This window comes from Adhaeribacter swui (assembly GCF_014217805.1).
GTDB lineage: Bacteria > Bacteroidota > Bacteroidia > Cytophagales > Hymenobacteraceae > Adhaeribacter > Adhaeribacter swui.
On the sequence record NZ_CP055156.1, the window covers coordinates 5,033,528 to 5,052,874 of the forward strand.

Annotated in this window: 13 protein-coding genes and 1 pseudogene; 12 read left to right on the top strand and 2 right to left on the bottom strand. The window is 41.5% G+C overall.

Annotated features, from left to right (window positions below):
• The first annotated feature begins 104 nt into the window (after positions 1-104).
• From HUW51_RS20855 to bshB1, 7 genes are all read left to right on the top strand, one after another.
• Positions 105-1,517, top strand: a complete 1,413-nt coding sequence (locus HUW51_RS20855) for an LptF/LptG family permease (protein WP_185271538.1) — start codon at positions 105-107, stop codon at positions 1,515-1,517.
• Positions 1,518-1,623: 106 nt separating this feature from the next.
• Positions 1,624-1,899 carry a 30S ribosomal protein S15 gene (rpsO, locus tag HUW51_RS20860; RefSeq protein WP_185271539.1) on the top strand — a complete coding sequence of 92 codons (276 nt, stop codon included), beginning with the start codon at positions 1,624-1,626 and terminating at the stop codon, positions 1,897-1,899.
• A 116-nt stretch (positions 1,900-2,015) separates the two neighbouring features.
• Positions 2,016-4,160 carry a polyribonucleotide nucleotidyltransferase gene (pnp, locus tag HUW51_RS20865; RefSeq protein ID WP_185271540.1) on the top strand — a complete coding sequence of 715 codons (2,145 nt, stop codon included), beginning with the start codon at positions 2,016-2,018 and terminating at the stop codon, positions 4,158-4,160.
• Between the two features lie 233 nt (positions 4,161-4,393).
• Positions 4,394-5,257, top strand: coding sequence for a sigma-70 family RNA polymerase sigma factor (locus HUW51_RS20870; RefSeq protein WP_026464485.1), 864 nt, complete (start codon positions 4,394-4,396; stop codon positions 5,255-5,257).
• 155 nt (positions 5,258-5,412) lie between these two features.
• The gene (gene trxB, locus HUW51_RS20875; protein ID WP_185271541.1) at positions 5,413-6,351 is read left to right on the top strand and encodes a thioredoxin-disulfide reductase; all 939 of its coding nucleotides are present in this window, start codon (positions 5,413-5,415) and stop codon (positions 6,349-6,351) included.
• Positions 6,352-6,577: 226 nt separating this feature from the next.
• Positions 6,578-7,624, top strand: a complete 1,047-nt coding sequence (locus HUW51_RS24885; protein ID WP_185271542.1) for a peptidoglycan DD-metalloendopeptidase family protein — start codon at positions 6,578-6,580, stop codon at positions 7,622-7,624.
• A gap of 9 nt (positions 7,625-7,633) precedes the next feature.
• Positions 7,634-8,353: a bacillithiol biosynthesis deacetylase BshB1 gene (bshB1, locus tag HUW51_RS20885; protein WP_185274619.1), complete on the top strand. Its 720-nt coding sequence runs from the start codon at positions 7,634-7,636 to the stop codon at positions 8,351-8,353.
• 109 nt (positions 8,354-8,462) lie between these two features.
• Here the strand turns inward: bshB1 and HUW51_RS20890 are convergent, their stop codons facing one another.
• Positions 8,463-9,962, bottom strand: coding sequence for an acetyl-CoA carboxylase biotin carboxylase subunit (locus HUW51_RS20890; protein ID WP_185271543.1), 1,500 nt, complete (start codon positions 9,960-9,962; stop codon positions 8,463-8,465).
• Positions 9,963-10,157: 195 nt separating this feature from the next.
• On the opposite strand from HUW51_RS20890, the gene HUW51_RS20895 reads away from it, so the two are divergent.
• Both HUW51_RS20895 and HUW51_RS20900 read left to right on the top strand, forming a co-directional pair.
• Positions 10,158-11,396 (top strand): aminotransferase class I/II-fold pyridoxal phosphate-dependent enzyme, encoded by a 1,239-nt coding sequence (locus HUW51_RS20895; RefSeq protein ID WP_185271544.1) that lies wholly within the window; start codon positions 10,158-10,160, stop codon positions 11,394-11,396.
• 106 nt (positions 11,397-11,502) lie between these two features.
• Positions 11,503-11,670, top strand: a pseudogene (locus HUW51_RS20900) (histone H1); the annotation flags it as partial.
• A 232-nt stretch (positions 11,671-11,902) separates the two neighbouring features.
• Here the strand turns inward: HUW51_RS20900 and tyrS are convergent.
• Positions 11,903-13,210: a tyrosine--tRNA ligase gene (gene tyrS, locus HUW51_RS20905; RefSeq protein WP_185271546.1), complete on the bottom strand. Its 1,308-nt coding sequence runs from the start codon at positions 13,208-13,210 to the stop codon at positions 11,903-11,905.
• A gap of 144 nt (positions 13,211-13,354) precedes the next feature.
• Between tyrS and holA the strand changes: the two genes are divergently transcribed.
• From holA to HUW51_RS20920, 3 genes are all read left to right on the top strand, one after another.
• Positions 13,355-14,398, top strand: a complete 1,044-nt coding sequence (holA, locus tag HUW51_RS20910; RefSeq protein ID WP_185271547.1) for a DNA polymerase III subunit delta — start codon at positions 13,355-13,357, stop codon at positions 14,396-14,398.
• 186 nt (positions 14,399-14,584) lie between these two features.
• On the top strand, positions 14,585-17,662 hold the full coding sequence (locus HUW51_RS20915) for a tetratricopeptide repeat protein (RefSeq protein WP_185271548.1): 3,078 nt from the start codon (positions 14,585-14,587) through the stop codon (positions 17,660-17,662).
• Entirely contained in the window at positions 17,662-19,341 is a 1,680-nt protein-coding gene (locus HUW51_RS20920) for a TonB-dependent receptor (protein WP_185271549.1), read from the top strand. The genes HUW51_RS20915 and HUW51_RS20920 overlap by 1 nt, the downstream gene beginning before the upstream one ends.
• Positions 19,342-19,347 lie beyond the last annotated feature (6 nt).

Below are 19,347 nucleotides of genomic sequence, written 5' to 3' on the forward strand. Positions count from 1 at the left end.
GTTTGCATTATTTTTGTTGTACCTTAGTTTATCCATTCATGTAAAATGATTTTGTGGCGCTACGATATTCCTTTTCGTAACAGGATAATTGTGGTTAAAAAGAAATGAAAAAGTTAGATAAACTTATATTACGCTCTTTTATTGGTCCTTTCTTGTTAACATTTGCGGTAGTCGAATTTATTCTGCTCACGCAATACATGCTTAAATACCTCGATGATTTAGTAGGTAAAGACTTAGGCTTTCTGGTAATTGCCCAGCTTTTAATGTATTTTAGTTTAAACATGGCGCCGGTAGCGCTGCCTTTAGCGGTGCTTATATCATCGCTGATGACGTACGGGAACTTAGGTGAGCACAACGAACTAACTGCCATTAAAACTTCCGGCATTTCTCTCTTACGTATTCTGCGACCTGTATTTATATTTGCGATATTCCTGAGTATCGGAGCTTTTTATTTTAACAACAAAGTAGTGCCTAAAGCTAATTTAAAAGCTTACAGCTTACTTTGGGATATCCGGCAAAAAAAACCTTCTCTAGATATCCGGGAAAATATTTTTTACAACGGTATACCCGGTTACAGCATTAAAGTAACTGAAAAATTAGGCGATGACGGCGACATCTTAAAAGGAGTGATGATTTATGATCATACGAGCGGTCGGGGCAACACCACGGTTATTATTGCTGATTCTGGGCGGATGTATACCAAGTTTAATGACCAATATTTAGCCTTTGATTTATTTAACGGTAAAATTTACGCCGAAGAAGCTTCAAATTCCAACTCGAACGGCCAGGCCGGATTTGTGCGGCAAAAATTCACCTCGCAAAAAATGCTATTTAACTTATCATCCTTTAACCTGGACCGAACTCGGGAAGATCTTTTTAAAGGCAGTCGGATGATGTTAAATATAGATGAACTGCACCATGTTACCGATTCTTTAAAAAACCAACTGGGGCAGGAACGCAGGCTAATTACACCTAATCTGGTGCCTTATTACACCTACTTTAAAGCCGATTCGGCAAAAAGAATGGAAACTCCCAAAATTACGGCTGTTTCCAAAAAAACTATTTCGGAACCCAATGCCAATATTGTAGCTTTGGCTGCCAATAAAGCCCGTAATATTAAAAGCTTTACTACTGCGTATACCGAAAAAATGAAAGGCACTTACCGGGAAAGTAATAACTACCAAATCGAGATTTTTCGAAAGTTTACCCAGTCGGCCGCTTGTGTAATTATGTTTTTGATAGGAGCCCCCTTGGGAGCTATTATTAAAAAAGGAGGTTTAGGTATGCCGGTGCTTATTTCTATTTTATTTTTTATAATATTTTACGTGCTTACCATTTTGGGAGAAAAATGGGGCCGGGAAGGCATCGTAGTAGTGGGCGCTGGTATGTGGGCAGCCAATTTAATTTTATTGCCCATCGGCTTATTTTTTCTTTACCAGGCGCGTAACGACTCGAGTTTATTGGAAATTGATTTTTGGCGCCGCATTACTTTGCTTTTAAAGCGAAATAAATTATAATATAGAGCAATAATAAAGTAAGAAAATTTTAAAAATACTAAAAAAATTCTTACCTTTGCCGCCTAATAGAAACAACAAAGAAAAGATAATAAGTAATAAATACCCGATGAAATTAACAACCGAAGCGAAACAAGAAATTTTTGAAAAAAACAGCTTACAAAAATCTAAAACCGATACTGGTTCTGCTGAATCTCAAATCGCTCTTTTTACTCACCGGATTAACCACCTGACTGAGCATTTGAAAGAAAATAAAAAAGATTTCTCTACCCGTTTAGGTCTTTTGAAACTGGTAGGAAAAAGAAGAAGATTGCTTAACTACCTTTCAAACACCGAAATTGAAAGATATCGGGCTATTATCAGCGAGTTAGGTATCAGAAAATAAAAAGATTAGGGAATTCATTTTACGGATTCCCTAATCTTTTTTACATGCCCGCTATTTTTTAATTTTTTTAAATTTATTTAAAAGGGCTAGCAGCCCTTTTATGTCTATAAAAATATATGTCTTATAACGCTATATATAAAACAATTACCTTAGCTGATGGTCGGGAAATTACCATTGAAACCGGTAGACTGGCCAAGCAAGCAGATGGGGCTGTAGTTGTTAAAATGGGTAATACCATGTTATTAGCTACTGTGGTATCTGCGAAAGAAGCCCGGGAAGGAACCGACTTTTTACCACTTTCCGTAGATTACCAGGAAAAGTTTGCCTCTTCCGGTAAAATTCCGGGCGGTTTCTTGAAACGGGAAGCCCGTTTATCGGATTACGAGATTTTAATTAGTCGTTTGGTTGACCGCGTTTTGCGGCCTATGTTCCCAGAGGATTATCACGCAGAAACTCAGATTTTAATTAGCTTGATTTCAGCGGATACGGATATTTTACCGGATGCCCTGGCTGGCTTAGCTGCCTCCGCTGCTCTGGCAGTATCGGATATCCCTTTTAATGGACCTATCTCTGAAGTGCGGGTAGCCCGGATAGATGGTCAATTTGTTATTAACCCTTTAGGCTCTGACTTGCAACGTGCCGATATCGACATTATGGTGGGCGGTTCTGCGGATAGCGTGGCCATGGTGGAAGGCGAGATGAACGAAGTTTCGGAAGAGGAAATGCTGGAAGCCATTCGGGTAGCTCATGAAGCCATCAAACTGCAATGCCAGGCTCAGGTTGAGTTGGCTCAGCAGGTAGGCAAATTACAAAAACGTGAATACTCGCACGAAACGCACGATTTAGAGTTAAAAGAACGCTTGCGCGCTGAACTCTACGATAAAGTATATGCTGTAGCAAAGTCCGGCAATAATGTAAAAGCCGAGCGCAAAGTTGCCTTCCGGGCTATTATTGACGAATACATTGCAGCTTTACCCGAAGATCATGAACTAGACTTAGGTTTAATTAAAACCTACTACCATGACATTGAAAAAGAAGCAGTTCGGAATGTAGTATTAGATGAGCGGGTACGTTTAGATGGCCGGAAATTAGATGAAATTCGTCCGATTTGGTCGGAAATTAACTATTTGCCTTCTACGCATGGTTCTGCTATTTTCACTCGCGGCGAAACGCAATCTTTAACCACTGTTACCCTGGGAACTAAGTTAGATGAACAGATGATTGACAGTGCCATGTTTAGCGGCTACAATAAATTTATTCTGCATTATAATTTCCCTGCTTTTTCTACCGGCGAAGTAAAACCCAACCGGGGGCCAGGCCGCCGCGAGGTAGGACATGGCAACTTAGCTATGCGCGCCTTGCGTAAAGTATTGCCACTAGAATCAGAAAATCCTTATACTATCCGGATTGTTTCGGATATTTTAGAGTCTAATGGCTCTTCGTCGATGGCTACCGTTTGTGCTGGTTCTTTAGCGTTAATGGATGCCGGCGTAAAAGTGAAAGGCGGCGTTTCTGGTATTGCCATGGGCTTAATCACGGATAAAGAAAGCGGTAAATTTGCCGTTTTATCTGATATTTTAGGAGATGAAGACCATTTAGGCGATATGGACTTTAAAGTAGCTGGTACTAAAGATGGTATTACGGCTTGCCAAATGGATATTAAAGTGCAAGGTTTATCCTTTGAAGTATTAGGACAAGCTTTAGCCCAAGCCAAAGCCGGCCGTTTACATATTCTGGGCGAAATGGGTAAAACCATTGCAGCTCCTAACGCTGATTTTAAACCACATACCCCACGTTCTTACAATATTGTTATCGATAAAGAATTTATCGGGGCCATTATTGGGCCAGGTGGTAAAGTAGTGCAGCAAATTCAAAAAGATACCGGCGCTACTATTGTTATTGAAGAGAAAAACGACAAAGGCCACGTAAATATATTTGCCAGCGACCAGGCAGCCATGGACCAGGCAGTTGGTAAAGTAAAAGCCATTGTATCAGTACCTGAAATTGGCGAAGTTTATTTCGGTAAAGTTAAATCGATTCAGCCCTACGGCGCTTTTGTTGAATTTATGCCGGGCAAAGACGGGTTGTTACACATTTCTGAAGTAAAGTGGGAACGCTTAGAATCAATGGATAATGTGTTAGAGATTGGCGAGGAAATAAAAGTTAAACTGGTTGATATTGATAAAAAAACCGGTAAGTTTAAATTATCCCGGAAAGTATTATTACCTAAGGCTGGCGAACAAGCACAAACAAATTCTTAGCTTATCGAACTTATTTTAGTACAGCGGTGGTTTCCTATGAGGGGCCACCGCTTTCTAATTCAAATGGAGGTAGGTAGCTCCGTAAAACAAATACTTTAAAGTTAGTAAGAATGAGTAAACAATTCTGGAGCGCTTTTTGGGAGCTTACCAGTAATTAGATTTATACGCATTAATATTAACTTTTCAGGAATCGCAATCATAATAAAATATAATATAATTTACGACATACTCTAATGAGACAACTTAAAATAAGTAAACAAATCACTAACCGCGAAAGCCAGTCGCTGGATAAATACTTACAAGAAATTGGTAAAGTTGATTTGCTTACTCCTGATGAAGAGGTTACGTTAGCTCAAAGAATAAAAGAAGGCGACCAGTTTGCCTTAGAAAAATTAACCAAAGCTAATTTACGCTTTGTGGTATCTGTTGCCAAACAATATCAAAATCAAGGTCTTTCTTTAGGCGATTTAATTAACGAAGGTAATTTAGGTTTAATTAAAGCCGCGAAACGTTTCGACGAAACACGGGGTTTTAAATTTATTTCTTATGCCGTTTGGTGGATTCGTCAATCTATTTTACAAGCTTTAGCGGAGCAATCGCGCATTGTTCGTTTGCCTTTAAACCGGGTTGGTTCTTTAAACAAAATTTCAAAATCTTTTTCGGAACTGGAGCAAAAATTTGAACGGGAACCATCGCCGGAAGAAATTGCCGAAGTGCTGGAATTAACTACATCGGAAGTAGTAGATACGCTTAAAATCTCTGGTCGCCATGTATCGGTAGATGCCCCGTTTGTGCAAGGCGAAGAAAACCGGTTATTGGATGTGCTGGAAAATGAAGATGAAGAATCGCCGGATACTGGTTTAATGAACGATTCGTTGCGGAAAGAAGTGCAACGGGCACTTTCGACCTTAACCAAACGCGAAGCCGATGTGATTACGTTATACTTTGGCTTAAATGGAGAGCATTCTTTAACACTGGAAGAAATTGGTGAAAAATTTAATTTAACTCGCGAGCGGGTGCGGCAAATTAAAGAAAAAGCCATTCGCCGGCTACGTCATACCTCCCGCAGCAAAGCCTTAAAACCTTACTTAGGTTAATAAATTTTAAAATTAGATTAAAAGCCTTAGCTAACATGTTAAGGCTTTTTTTGTTTTATACTGGAAAAGCAACCCAGAACCTAAGTTAATTACCATACTGGTTCTATTGCTAATATTTTGTAGTTTTGCCCCGCATTTAAATTTTTCCGATATAAATGGAAGTAGAAAAAGTAAAATTATTGATAATAGGTTCCGGACCAGCCGGTTACACAGCTGCTATTTACGCAGCCCGCGCTGGTTTAAATCCGGTAATGTACCAAGGCTTGCAACCAGGCGGCCAACTTACAATTACGAATGATGTAGAAAATTACCCCGGCTACCCGCAGGGTATTAATGGTCCGCAAATGATGGAAGATTTCCGGGCCCAGGCCGAAAGATTTGGCACCGATATCCGGTACGGTATTGCCACCGAAGTAGATTTTTCCGGACAGCCCCACAAAGTTGTTATTGATGACTCGAAAACCATACAAGCCAACGCGGTGATTTTGGCTACCGGGGCTTCCGCTAAATGGCTCGGCATTGAATCAGAAGCCCGCTTAAACGGGAGTGGTGTATCGGCCTGCGCCGTTTGCGATGGTTTCTTTTACCGCGGCCAAGATGTAGCCATAGTGGGTGCAGGAGATACGGCTTGCGAAGAAGCTACCTACCTAGCCAATTTGTGCTCTAAAGTTTACATGATTGTGCGCAAAGGTGAAATGCGGGCTTCGCTGATTATGCAGCAGCGCGTAAAAAAAACGCCTAATATTGAGATTATTTATAACTCCGTTACCGAAGAAATTTTGGGTGAGCATACGGTAGAAGGAGCCCGGATTAAAAATGCGCTTACCGGCGAAACCCGGATACTGGATGTAAAAGGTTTTTTTGTTGCCATTGGGCACCAGCCTAATTCCGAAATTTTTAAAAAATACATAAATCACGATGCCAACGGGTATTTAAAAACTATTCCGGGCACTTCGCAAACAAACGTAGATGGGGTATTTGCCTGCGGCGATGTGCAGGATTATGTATACCGGCAAGCGGTAACGGCCGCGGGTTCGGGTTGTATGGCAGCCTTGGATGCTGAGCGCTATTTAGTGGCCAATGAGTTGCATTAATTAATTTTACGTTGACCTCTTATGCCACCAGGAAACAGATAAAATTTGCGCCTTGGTAATTCTTTAATTACGGATTTAGAATTTAAAAAATTTAAAAATTTAGCTGATTTACCTTAGGTAAACACATAAGGAGCTAAATCTTAATTTAACAATAAAAGTAGCATAAATGGGGTTAAATGAAGGGTAGTTCATCTATCCCAACTTTATTGCTAAATTTTAAGCACGAATGTTATTTAAAAAAAACGTATATACCTTTTATCTAACCATATTATTCCTGCTCAGCGCCAGTAGCGGCTGGGCCCAGCAGAAGCAGCCTAAAAAATCAAACGACTTTTTTAAACTTCAAACTCCAAAAATACAATACGTTAAGCCCGATACCACGACCTTAATTGAGTACGAGGAGTTTCATGATGATAAATCAGAGGCTAATAAATCTATATTTAACCCAGCCAAAAAACTCTCCATTGTAAGCGAAGACACCACGAGTTTAGATTTAGGGGAACAGAGTATTGTCGAAATTTCGGAGGAAGTATTAATTGACTCGTCCTGGATTAAAATTGCTGGTTATTATTCTATCTGGGATACGCGTAACATTAACCCGTACCGCATGGATGGCCGCCAGATAAAAGAGCCGGTTCCGTTGCAGTTAGTAGATGAAGCCCGCAAACGATTTAGTAAAATGCCCTTAGAGACAACTCCCATAACTTCGGATTTTGGCTTTAGGGGATATCGTTGGCACTATGGCACCGATTTAGATTTAGATACCGGCGATTCGGTATTAGCCGCCTTTGATGGTGTTATCCGGATTGCAGCCTGGGATGGTGGCGGATACGGTAATTACGTGGTGGTAAGACATTACAACGGTCTGGAAACCTTATACGGGCACATGAGTAAAACCCTGGTTAAAGTAGGGCAGTTTGTTAAAGCCGGACAGTTATTGGGTAAAGGTGGCAGTACGGGTCGTAGTACTGGCCCGCATTTGCATTTTGAGGTGCGCTACCAGGGTAACCCCATCGATCCGGAACGTTTATACGATTTTCCGGAATACCGTTTACTGCAAAACGATTTTGTAGTTACAGCGGCGTTGTTTAACTATTATAATTCGGTTAAAAAATACAAAGCCCGGCGCGCCGTATACCATACCGTACGTAGGGGAGAAGTGCTGGGAAGTATTGCTCGCAAGTATGGTGTATCCGTTTCCCAACTTACCCGTTTAAATCATATTTCTGCCCGCAGTACCATTCGTGCTGGTCGCAGGTTACGCGTAAAATAAAGTAAAATGATAAAACTAGATATTCTGGCATTTTCTTCGCATCCGGATGATATTGAATTATCCTGTGCTGGTACCTTAATAGCACATGTTAGAGCCGGTAAAAAGGTAGGGATTATTGATTTAACAAAAGGGGAACTTGGTACCCGGGGAACTCCGGAAATCCGGGAAGCTGAAGCAAAAGCTGCTACTGCCATCATGGGTTTAGATGTACGGAAAAATTTAGGATTTGCGGATGGATTTTTTAAAAATGACCGGGAACATCAGTTAGAAGTAGTAAAAGCATTACGGCAATATCAACCGGAAATTGTAATTGCTAATGCGATTACTGACCGCCACCCTGATCATGGCCGTGGCAGCATCGTGGTTTCTGAGGCGTGTTTTCTGGCTGGTTTAAAGCAAATCAAAACCACTGGTCCGGATGGGCAAATGCAGGAGGCCTGGCGCCCCAAGGCTGTATACCATTACATTCAGGACCGTTTTATTCAACCGGATTTTGTGATGGATATTACGCCTTTTTGGGATATAAAATTGCAGGCAATTAGAGCATTTAAGTCCCAGTTTTTTGACCCGAACAACACCGAACCCAATACGTATATCTCGCAACCCAATTTTTTAAATTTTATTGAAGCGCGCAGCCGCGATATGGGTCATATGATTGGTACCACCTTCGGGGAAGGCTTTACTAAAGAACGCCACATCGGGGTTCGTAGTTTGTTCGATATAATTTAATTCAACTACATAACAGCTTAAACCCAGCGCTTTCCTTAGGGTAAAACAGACGTACCTGCCAGCAGCTACATAAATCATCTGGTATCGGCTTAAGTAAAATTTTAAAAATTTATCTAAGCCGATTTTTTTTCCAGTTAGACGTAGGTGCTAAAACCGGACTTTGATTAGTATGGGCGTTAGGCTTTTCGTTTTCGTACAACCAGGCGGCTAAAACAGCCGCTATTTGGGTTTCAGCATCGTCCGCTGGTGCATTGAGGTTAGCCGGGTCGAAGTATTTTTGAATAAACTTAGTATCAAAATTTCCGGATACAAAAGCGGGATGCTGCAACACGTACTTGCCAAAAGCCAAGGTGTTCTCCACACCGGTAATCTGGTACTCGTCAATCGCCCGGATCATTTTAGCAATGGCTTCTTGCCGGTTAGCCCCAAAAGAAACCAACTTGGCGATCATGGGGTCATAATATATCGGAATGTCCATTCCTTGCGCAAAACCATCATCTACGCGTACGCCTAAACCTTGAGGCCGCTGGTATGTAGCTAATTGCCCTATGTCGGGTAAAAAGTTGTTTTGTGGATCTTCGGCGTACACGCGCAACTCCAGGGCATGGCCGTTAATTTTTAAATCTTGCTGGGTAAAAGATAAAGGCTGGCCTTCGGCAATTTTAATTTGTTCTTTTACTAAATCTAAACCGGTAATTTGTTCGGTTACCGGATGTTCTACTTGCAAACGCGTGTTCATTTCCAGGAAGTAGAAGTTTTGATTTTCGTCCAACAAAAATTCCACGGTTCCGGCCCCGATATAGTTACAGGCTTTTCCTACATTAACGGCACATTGCCCCATATCGGCGCGTAAAGCTGGGCTTAAAATACTGGATGGCGCCTCTTCTATTACTTTCTGGTGCCGGCGCTGAATCGAACATTCCCGTTCAAATAAATGCACGATGTTGCCGTGGGTATCGCCTAAAATTTGAATTTCGATGTGGCGGGGCGAACCAATGTTTTTTTCTATAAAAACGGATCCATCGCCAAAGGCCGAAGTAGCTTCGCTTACGGCCAGGTTCATTTGTTCTTCTAAACTGTCCAGATCATCTACTACCCGCATGCCTTTACCGCCACCACCCGCACTGGCTTTAATTAATATGGGGAAACCTACTTTTTGCGCAATTTCTTTAGCTTCGGCAAGGCTGGAAATGGCTTCTTCGGTGCCGGGCACCATGGGTATGTTATAGTGCGCCACAGCCGCTTTGGCCGCTAACTTGCTTCCCATTAATTCAATAGCCGCCGGATCTGGCCCGATAAAGATAAGCCCGGCCTCTTGAACAGCCTGGGCAAAGCTGGCATTTTCTGATAAAAAACCGTATCCTGGATGCACCGCATCGACCTGTAATGCCTGGCAAACCGCAATAATCTTGTCGCCGCGCAAATAAGAGTCGCTGGATTTGGGGCCACCAATGCAGACTGCCTCATCGGCGTATTGCACATGTAAAGCCGTACGATCGGCTTCGCTGTAAACTGCCACGGTTTTTAATCCCATTTCGCGGGCCGAGCGCATTACCCGTAAGGCAATCTCACCGCGGTTGGCTACCAAGATTTTTTTAATTTTTTTCATTTTGCAATGTACACTGCAACTTTAATAAGTCAAATCCGAATTAAAGTCTATAGATTTACTAGAGTTAATATTTCCTGCAGGGTTTTAGATTGTTTCTGAAACAATTAAATTTTAACTTTGCCGGTGAAATTGAGCGGCTTTTGGCCGGTCTTAATTTTAAAAAATTTATTTTTCCATCATTTAATAGGATACATAGTGGATTTATTTGAAAAACTGTTAGCTAACCGAGGTCCTTTGGGCAGCCATTCGCATTATGCACACGGTTACTTTACATTTCCGAAACTCGAAGGTGAAATTGCCCCTCGTATGATGTTTCGGGGTAAACCGGTACTTACCTGGAGTTTAAATAATTATTTAGGCTTAGCCAATCATCCGGAAGTGCGCAAAGCAGATGCCATGGCCGCTACCGAATGGGGTATGGCTTATCCCATGGGGGCCCGGATTATGTCTGGTAATTCAAATTTACACGAACAACTCGAAGCTGAACTGGCCGAATTTGTAATGAAGCCGGATGCCTTATTACTCAACTTTGGCTACCAGGGAGTGGTATCGATTATTGATGCTTTAGTAGACCGGCACGACGTAATTGTGTACGATGCCGAATCGCACGCGTGTATTATTGATGGGGTACGGTTGCACCAGGGCAAACGCTTTGTGTACGCCCACAATAACATGGTAAATTTAGAAAAGCAGCTACAACGCGCTACCCGGCTGGTAGCCGAAACCGGGGGAGCCATTTTAGTAATTACCGAAGGCGTATTTGGCATGTCGGGTAATTTAGGCAACCTGCCCGCTATTGTGGCTTTAAAAGAAAAATATAATTTCCGGTTGTTTATTGATGATGCGCACGGTTTCGGAACACAGGGTAAGACCGGAGCCGGTACCGGGGAGCATTTTGGCATGCAAGACGGCATTGATGTTTACTTTTCTACTTTCGCTAAATCTATGGCGAGCATTGGCGCGTTTGTGGCTGGTCCGGAGCAGGTAATTGAGTACCTACGCTATAATATGCGTTCGCAAGTTTTCGCCAAATCGTTGCCAATGCCTTTAGTAGTTGGGGCGCTTAAAAGATTAGAGCTTATGCGTAACCATCCGGAATTTAAGGATAAGCTGTGGGAGATTACCAACGCTTTACAAAACGGTTTACGGGAAAAAGGCTTTAACCTGGGTACCACTCAATCTTGTGTAACTCCGGTTATACTTAAAGGACAAATACCCGATGCCACGCAGCTTACCTTAGATTTGCGCGAAAATTATAGTATATTTTGTTCTATTGTAGTGTATCCTGTAGTACCAAAAGACGTAATAATGTTGCGCCTAATACCTACTGCAGCTCATACCTTAGAAGATGTAAAAGAAACAATTGAGGCTTTTGAACAAATTTCGGCGAAATTAGACAAGGGGTTGTATGCAAAATCAGCAATTACAGCATAAAATTCCGTATAAATAGCGATAAAAAAAGCCTTTTCTTTGCTTGGTATTGATTATTGTGTATATTAGGGCGATTAAATATTTATGTTCCACAACTAATAAAACTCTAATGAACAAGTTTAGCAGTGTTAAAGACTTAGTAATGTCTCTGGAAAGTGATTTTGAAAAGTTCTATGAAAAAGGAAATTCAGCTGCCGGTACCCGGGTAAGAAAAGGAATGCAGGATCTGAAAAACCTGGCTCAGGATTTAAGAAAAGAAGTACAGGACATGAAAAACAATGCGGCTGGTGGATCGGAAGAGAAAGCTGGTGCTAAAAAAAGTGCACCTAAGGCTAAGAAGTAAACAAGGAACTTTCACACCAACCAACAAAAAAAGTGGCCCGGAACGGACCACTTTTTTTGTTTTTATATACTTATAGGTTGCAGGTTACAGGTTGCAAGTTTTAATTAATATAAAATTTAAAAATTTAAAAATCTTATTTAACCTCTAACCTGCAACTTGTAACCTGTTACTCCACTGCTACTAAATAATAGTTTTTCTTACCCTTTTGAATAACCAGGTATTTGTTTTGCAGCAATTCAAAATTTAAATCCGTCAGGTTATCCGCTACTTTTTCCCGGTTTATGCTGATGCCGCCGTTCTGCAACATGCGCTTGGCTTCGCCACGCGATTCAAAAATCTGAAATTGAGTGGTGTCGGCTAAGAATTCTACAATGTTGCCAGCTTCCTGGTAAGCAGTTTTTGAAATTTTAATTAAAGGCACACCTTCAAATACAGCCAATAATAAATCTTCGGGCAATGCTCTTAGGGTACTAATATCCCCTTTGCCAAATAAAACTTCGGAAGCTTGCAAAGCAGCCAGATAATCTTCTTCGGAGTGCACCCGGGTGGTTACTTCTTTCGCCAAAGCTTTTTGCAGGATCCGTAAGTGCGGTGCAGCCTGGTGCTCGGTGGTTAAACTTTCAATTTCAGTCCGGGAAAGTAAGGTAAACACTTTAATTAACCGACTGGCTTCTTCATCCGACACATTAAGCCAAAACTGATAAAATTTGTACGGCGAAGTTAAATTAGGGTCGAGCCACACATTGCCGCTTTCCGATTTACCAAATTTAGAACCATCGGATTTAGTAACTAAAGGAGTAGTTAAAGCAAACGCTTTGCCGCTGTCAATTCTACGGATTAATTCGGTACCCGTAGTTATATTACCCCATTGGTCGGAGCCGCCCATTTGCAGGCGCACGTTTTTATTTTTATATAAGTAGTAGTAATCGTAGCCTTGCAGTAATTGGTAAGAAAACTCGGTAAAAGATAAGCCTTCGGCCCGGCCTTCGCCTTCTTCATCTACCTGCAGGCGCTTTTGCACCGATTCTTTTTTCATCATGTAATTTACGGTAAGATGCTTGCCTACTTCCCGTAAAAATCCCAGAAAACTAAATTCCTTAAACCAATCGTAATTGTTAACCATCTCGGCGGAGTTGGCACCGCAATCAAAATTTAAAAATTTTTCCAGTTGCTTCCGGATACCCGCTTGGTTTGTGCGGAGGGCTTCTTCGGATAACAAATTCCGCTCCGCCGACTTACCCGAAGGGTCTCCAATCATACCGGTAGCTCCCCCAACTAAGGCAATAGGTTTGTGGCCGCAGCGTTGCAAATGCACCAGCAGCATAATGGTGGCTAAATTGCCAATGTGCAACGAAGCAGCCGTAGGGTCAAAGCCCACGTAGCCGGTGGTCATTTCTTTGGTAAGTTGTTCTTCGGTGCCCGGCATGGCATCGTGGAGCATGCCACGCCATTTTAATTCTTCAACCAGATTCATGCAGTAAACTAATTAGAAAACAGATGTAAGTACTTGCTCACTTTAAGAAGTACTTAACAAATATTTATTTTTAAATTTTTTATTCAGCCGCAAAGATATCAGATGTTCCTTGTTCCTTGTTAGCCATTGGTATATTTTTGTTCTATGACAGCCGAAGAAATTTTACAAAAGCTGAGAAATAAGCAATACGCGCCCGTTTATTTTTTGCAGGGCGAAGAACCATACTTTATTGATTTAATCTCGGATTACATCGAAAAGAATGTTTTATCGGAAAGTGAAAAAGGTTTTAACCAGGTAGTGCTGTACGGCAAAGATGTTGATATCAGCACGATATTGCTCCAGGCTAAAAGATATCCCATGATGTCGGAACGGTCGGTAGTAATTGTGAAAGAAGCCCAGATGACTGCGGATATTGACCGGGAATCGGGCATAAAGCAATTAGAGGCTTACCTGCAAAATCCTTTACCTTCTACCATTTTGGTTTTTTGCTACAAGCTTAAAGTACTGGACGGTCGTAAATCTCTGGCCAAAACGGTAAACAAGCACGCGGTTTTATTAACTACCAAAAAGTTGTACGAAAACCAAGTACCCGGATGGATTAACGGTTACGTTAAATCCAAAGGTTTACAAATCAGTCCGAAAGCTACCATGCTTTTAAGCGAATACATTGGAGCCGATATATCTCGCTTAGCCAACGAAATTGATAAGCTTACTTTAAATTTAAAGCCTGACCAAACCATTGATGAGCGGATGGTGCAGGAAAACGTGGGCATCAGCAAAGAATATAATATTTTTGAATTACAGACGGCCCTGATTCAAAACGATGTTCTAAAGGCCAACCGGATTATTCAATACTTTGAGGCCAACCCCAAGAACAATCCCATTATTCCAAACTTAACTTTACTGTTTTCTTTTTTTACCAAATTATTGTGCCTGCATGCCTCGCCAGATAAATCGGAAGCGGCCATTAGTAAAAGTTTAGGCAACCGGAGTTTTTTGGTTAAAGAATATGTAACAGCCTTGCGCCATTTCAACTATTACCGTACCGCCCAAATCATTCATTTTATTAGGGTAGCCGATTTGCAAAGTAAAGGAATAGAAGGAGGTAACATGACCGATGGGGAAATTATGCAAGAGTTAATTTTTAAAATTTTACATCCAATTCCGGAGCAAGTTGCGGCCATGTAAACTGTATCTAATTTTTTTAATATTTACCAAAATTTTAGGTGCAACAAAGCGTTATTCTTCCAACTTCTTACCCTTTTTAGAATACGATGCTTTATTAAAACAAAAATAAAGCTGCTGGGCTTCGGCTGTTTTTATTATTTTTAACTTTTAAAATTTGTTATACCGGCCTTGCCGGAACTTAATTTCATGAAAAAACTGCACACCCTTCTGTTAACTTCTGCTCTTATGAGTGCCGGCCATTTGGCCGAAGCGCAACATACGCAGGTGTTTACCAACCCGGATCGTTATTATCACGAAGGTTTAGAACTCTTTGAACGGGAAAAATACGGTGCTGCTCAACAAGCTTTTTCGCAATACGTGAGCCTGATTGGCGATAACACCAAAACCATTGATGCGCAATATTATTACGCCTTGAGCGGATTATATTTGCTGCACGCCAATGCCGAAAAATTAATTCTGGATTTTGCAGCAAATTATCCGGCGCACCCTAAAGCTTCCATTGCTTACCTGGAGTTAGGTAAATTTTACTTTAATAAAAAAGAATACGAAAAATCGATTGAGTACCTGGAGAAGGCGCCTATGGCTCGGCTCGATGAAAAACAAATAAAAGAAGCAGAGTTTAAGCTGGCCTATTCTTACTTTGCCCAAAAGCAGTTCGATAAAGCCAAAGTTCTTTTCGACCGCAACAAAACCGGCGACCACAATTACGTATACGCATCTAATTATTACGCGGGCTACCTGGCTTACCGGAATGCCGATTATGCCAACGCTAAAAACGATTTGCAGATAGCCGAACAAAACGATGCTTACAAGCAGATTGTGCCTTACATGCTCACCGAGATTTACTACAAAGAAGGCAACACCGACGAGGTAATTACTTACGGCGAACGCGTACTCAAACAACAACCAGAACCCCAAAATGCCGACGAAATCCGGATTTTAGTAGGCGATGGCTACTATAAAAAAGGGAACTACAAAACGGCTTTAACTTATTTCAACGATTACGCAAAAGGCAAAAAAAAGCTGGATTATACCATCTCGTATAAATTAGGGTATGCCAACTATAAAACTAATAACTATAAAGGCGCAATCCAGTATTTGCAACCAGTAGCTTCGCAAAAAGAAATTCTGGGGCAAAATGCCGCTTATCATCTTGGTTTAAGCTATTTAAAAGATGAGAATAAGCAATTTGCTTTAGCCGCCTTCGATCAGGCCCGCCGCGTTGATTTTGACAAACCCGTAACGGAATCGGCCACCTTAAAGTACGCCCAGATTAATTACGAGAACGGTAACTTTAACGAGGCTATTAATGCTTTAGGCGATTTCCGGAAAAAATTTCCGCAATCTAAATTAAGCAGCGAGGCCGACGATATTTTAAGTGAATCTTATTTAAACACCAGCAATTACGGCGACGCGGTGCGCCACATTGAAGGATTAAGCGAACGATCTGCCCGGATTAACGAAACTTACCAGCGGGTTACATATTTTCAGGCAGTGCAATTATTTAACGATGGGCGCTTTCAAGAGGCGCTGAATATGTTAAATAAATCTTTAGAGCACCGGTACGACAGCGAAATCCGGGCAGCCAGTTTCTTTTTAAAAGGCGAAACTCAATCCATTGCCCAACAGTGGAACGAAGCTATTGTGAGTTATGGTGCCGTTTTTAAAACTTCCAATGCATCTAAAACCGATTACTACATTAAAAGCCGTTACGGCATTGGTTACGCCTACTACAATACCCAGCAGTACGATAAAGCCTTACCCCATTTCAAAGCTTTTATCAGCGACAATGCCGTTAGCACCAATAATCTTAATTTAAATGATGCTACCATCCGGCTGGCCGATTGTTATTACATTCAAAAAAACTACAGCCAGGCCTTAGCTTTATACGACCAAGCCATTAGCCAAAAAGCCGCTGATTCAGATTTTGCTTATTTTCAAAAAGGAGTAATTTACGGCCTCCAGGGCAAGCGCGACCAGGCTATGGAAAGCTTACGAACCTTGGTAGGTAATTACCCGCGGTCGCAGTATGCTGATGAGGCCGCTTACCAACGCGCCATTATTGATTTTGAAGCGGGCAACTACGCGCCGGCTATTGCAGGCTTTTCTAATTTAATCGATACCCGGCCCGATAGCCGGCTTGTACCGAATGCTTTGCACAAACGAGGCGTGGCTTATACCAACTTAAACAAGCAAGCCGAAGCCCAGGCCGATTTTAAACGCATTTTAAACAGTTATCCTTCGTCTAAAATAGCGCAAAACGCGCTTTACAGTTTACAGGAATCGTTAGCGGCTACCAACCAAAGTGCCGAATTCGACACGTACTTAGCAAGATTTAAAAATGCGAATCCGCAAAGCGGGGCTTTAGAAGGAGTAGAATTTGAAGCCGCTAAATCGTTGTACCTAAGTGGCAAATACGATGAAGCGATTACCCGCTTAGAAGCTTATTTAACCTCGTACCAAACCAGTTCTTACGCCCCGGATGCCCGGTATTTTTTAGCGGATGCTTATTTAAAAAATAATGATACCGAAGCCGCATTAACCCGATTAAAAGAAGTGGTCTCGGAAAATAAATCGGAGTACGTGAGCCGGGCAGTCTACCGAGTTGCCGAGCTGGAATTTGAAAATAAAAATTACCCCGAGGCCATTACGTACTACAACCGGCTACTCGAAAAAGCAACCAGTAAAAAAGATCAATCAAATGCCTTAATGGGTTTAATGCGGAGTTATTACCTCACCAACGATTACGCGAACACCAGCAAAATGGCAGATGAATTAATTGCCCAGGGCAATGCTTCTTTAAACGCCTATAACTCGGCCTTGTTGTATAAAGGCAAAGCTTCTTATGCCGCCGGCAATCTGGAGCAAGCCCTGAATGAACTTTCGGCTACGGTAGGTTCGGCCACTGATGCCAATGGCGCCGAAGCCCAGTATTTAGTGGGTGAAATCCATTATAAACAAAAGAAATACAAAGAGTCGTTAGACGATTTGTTTAAAATTAGTAGTAATTACTCGGTTTACGAGTATTGGTTAGGCAAAGCTTTTATTTTGATTGCGGATAACTATACCGCTACGAACGAGCTGTTCCAGGCGAAGGCTACATTAAACTCCGTCATTGAAAATTCGCCAAATCAGGAAATAGTAGAAGAAGCTAAAGCCAAACTTAACGCGCTGGAACCCGGATCAAGTACCAGTACCAACCAGCCTAAAGTAGATACTACCAAAATTAACCTTAACAACGTTCTGACCGACTCCATTAAGTAATGAAAAATAGATTTAGAATATCCGGTTTAACCTTAACCGTCGGTTTATTATTGGCTAGCCCTACAGTTTGGGCCCAAAAAACTACGGGTAAACTGGAGGATGCCGAAATTGTGGTGGAAAAAAGCCGAGTGAATGAATTGCCGGAGGCAAGCCGTAATTTTGAAAAATTTAAAGTTACACCTCCCGAAAAAAAGATTAAGCCTTTAAGTTATAAGTTTACCGACTATAAACTGGCGCAACAGGATATTAACCTGAACATGCGGGTTTTAACCATTAAGCAAGAAGACCAGCTACCTATTCCGGGTAATTATTTAAAATTAGGTTACGGCAATTACGGTACCCCTTACCTGAAAGGCTATTTCCATAATAACCGCGACGAACAATATTCTTACGGCGCCGATATTTCGCATATTTCTTCTTCTAAAGGTCCCGTCGAAAATTCGGGGGTAAGTAATACCAGCATTAATTTAAACGGCGAATCTTACGCCGATGCATTAACCATTGGGGGTAAGTTTTCTTACGGTCGGGACAGGTATAATTTTTACGGTTACTCGCCACGGGTAGAAGGTATTAAAGAAGATTCTATCAAGCAACTATTTAACCGGGTTGCTGTTCAGGGGTATTTAAATAACAAAAACAGCGAGAGCCCATTGCAGTACCAGGCGGGTATCGGCGTTTCTATTTTCCGGGATAATTTCGCGGCGAGGGAAAGTAATGTAGCCATCAATTTAGGCGCGGGCTATGCCATTTCTGCCATGTCGCGGTTTAACGTTGCCGCCGAATTTTCCGGCATATCGTACCAGGACTCCGTAAAAACCAACCGCGGATTTTTTAAATTAAAACCAACCTACGACGTAGACGGCGAACGCTTTGATTATAGTTTGGGGGTAAACATTGCCTATACCAACGACGAAGTAAACGATGCGCGCAAAATGAATATTTATCCGGTACTTAAAATTGCCTACGAAGTAGCCGACGATAAACTGGTATTATTTGGCGGGTTAACCGGCGATCTGCAACGTACTTCTTTGTATCAGCTTACCCAGGAAAACCCATTCTTAAATAGCAATCTGCAAATAGCAGACGTAAACAAAGCGTTGGATGTACATGGCGGTATTACCGGTAACGTTAGTAAAAACTTGAGCTTTACGGCCCGGGTTTCTTATTTGAGCTACCGCAATTTATATTTCTTTAACAATGCCGTGTCAGATTCCAGCCGTTTCGATTTAATTTATGATCCGGATAATACCAACGTTTTAAATTTTTTTGGTGAGTTAGTTTATAAACAGGCTGAGAAATTGCGATTGGGTGTCCGGACAGAATATAACAAGTATAAAACCGCTGATTTAGAGAAGCCTTTTCACCGGCCGGCTACCCAGGCTACCTTCTTTGGATCTTATAATATCTACAACAAGCTCTTCTTTAACGGCGAACTTTACTATATTAGCAGTTCGTACGGCCGTATTAACCGACCTACTTTAGGGAATACCGAATTAAACCAGGTGCTAAAGCAAACCAACAACATTGTTGATTTTAATTTAAAGGCAGATTACCGTTTTACAAATAAATTTTCAACTTTTGTAATGCTCAACAATATTCTGAATAAGAAATATGAGCGATTTGTAAATTATCCGAACAAAGGCCTGAATGTTATAGGTGGTATTTCTTACTCTTTCTAAAAGCCT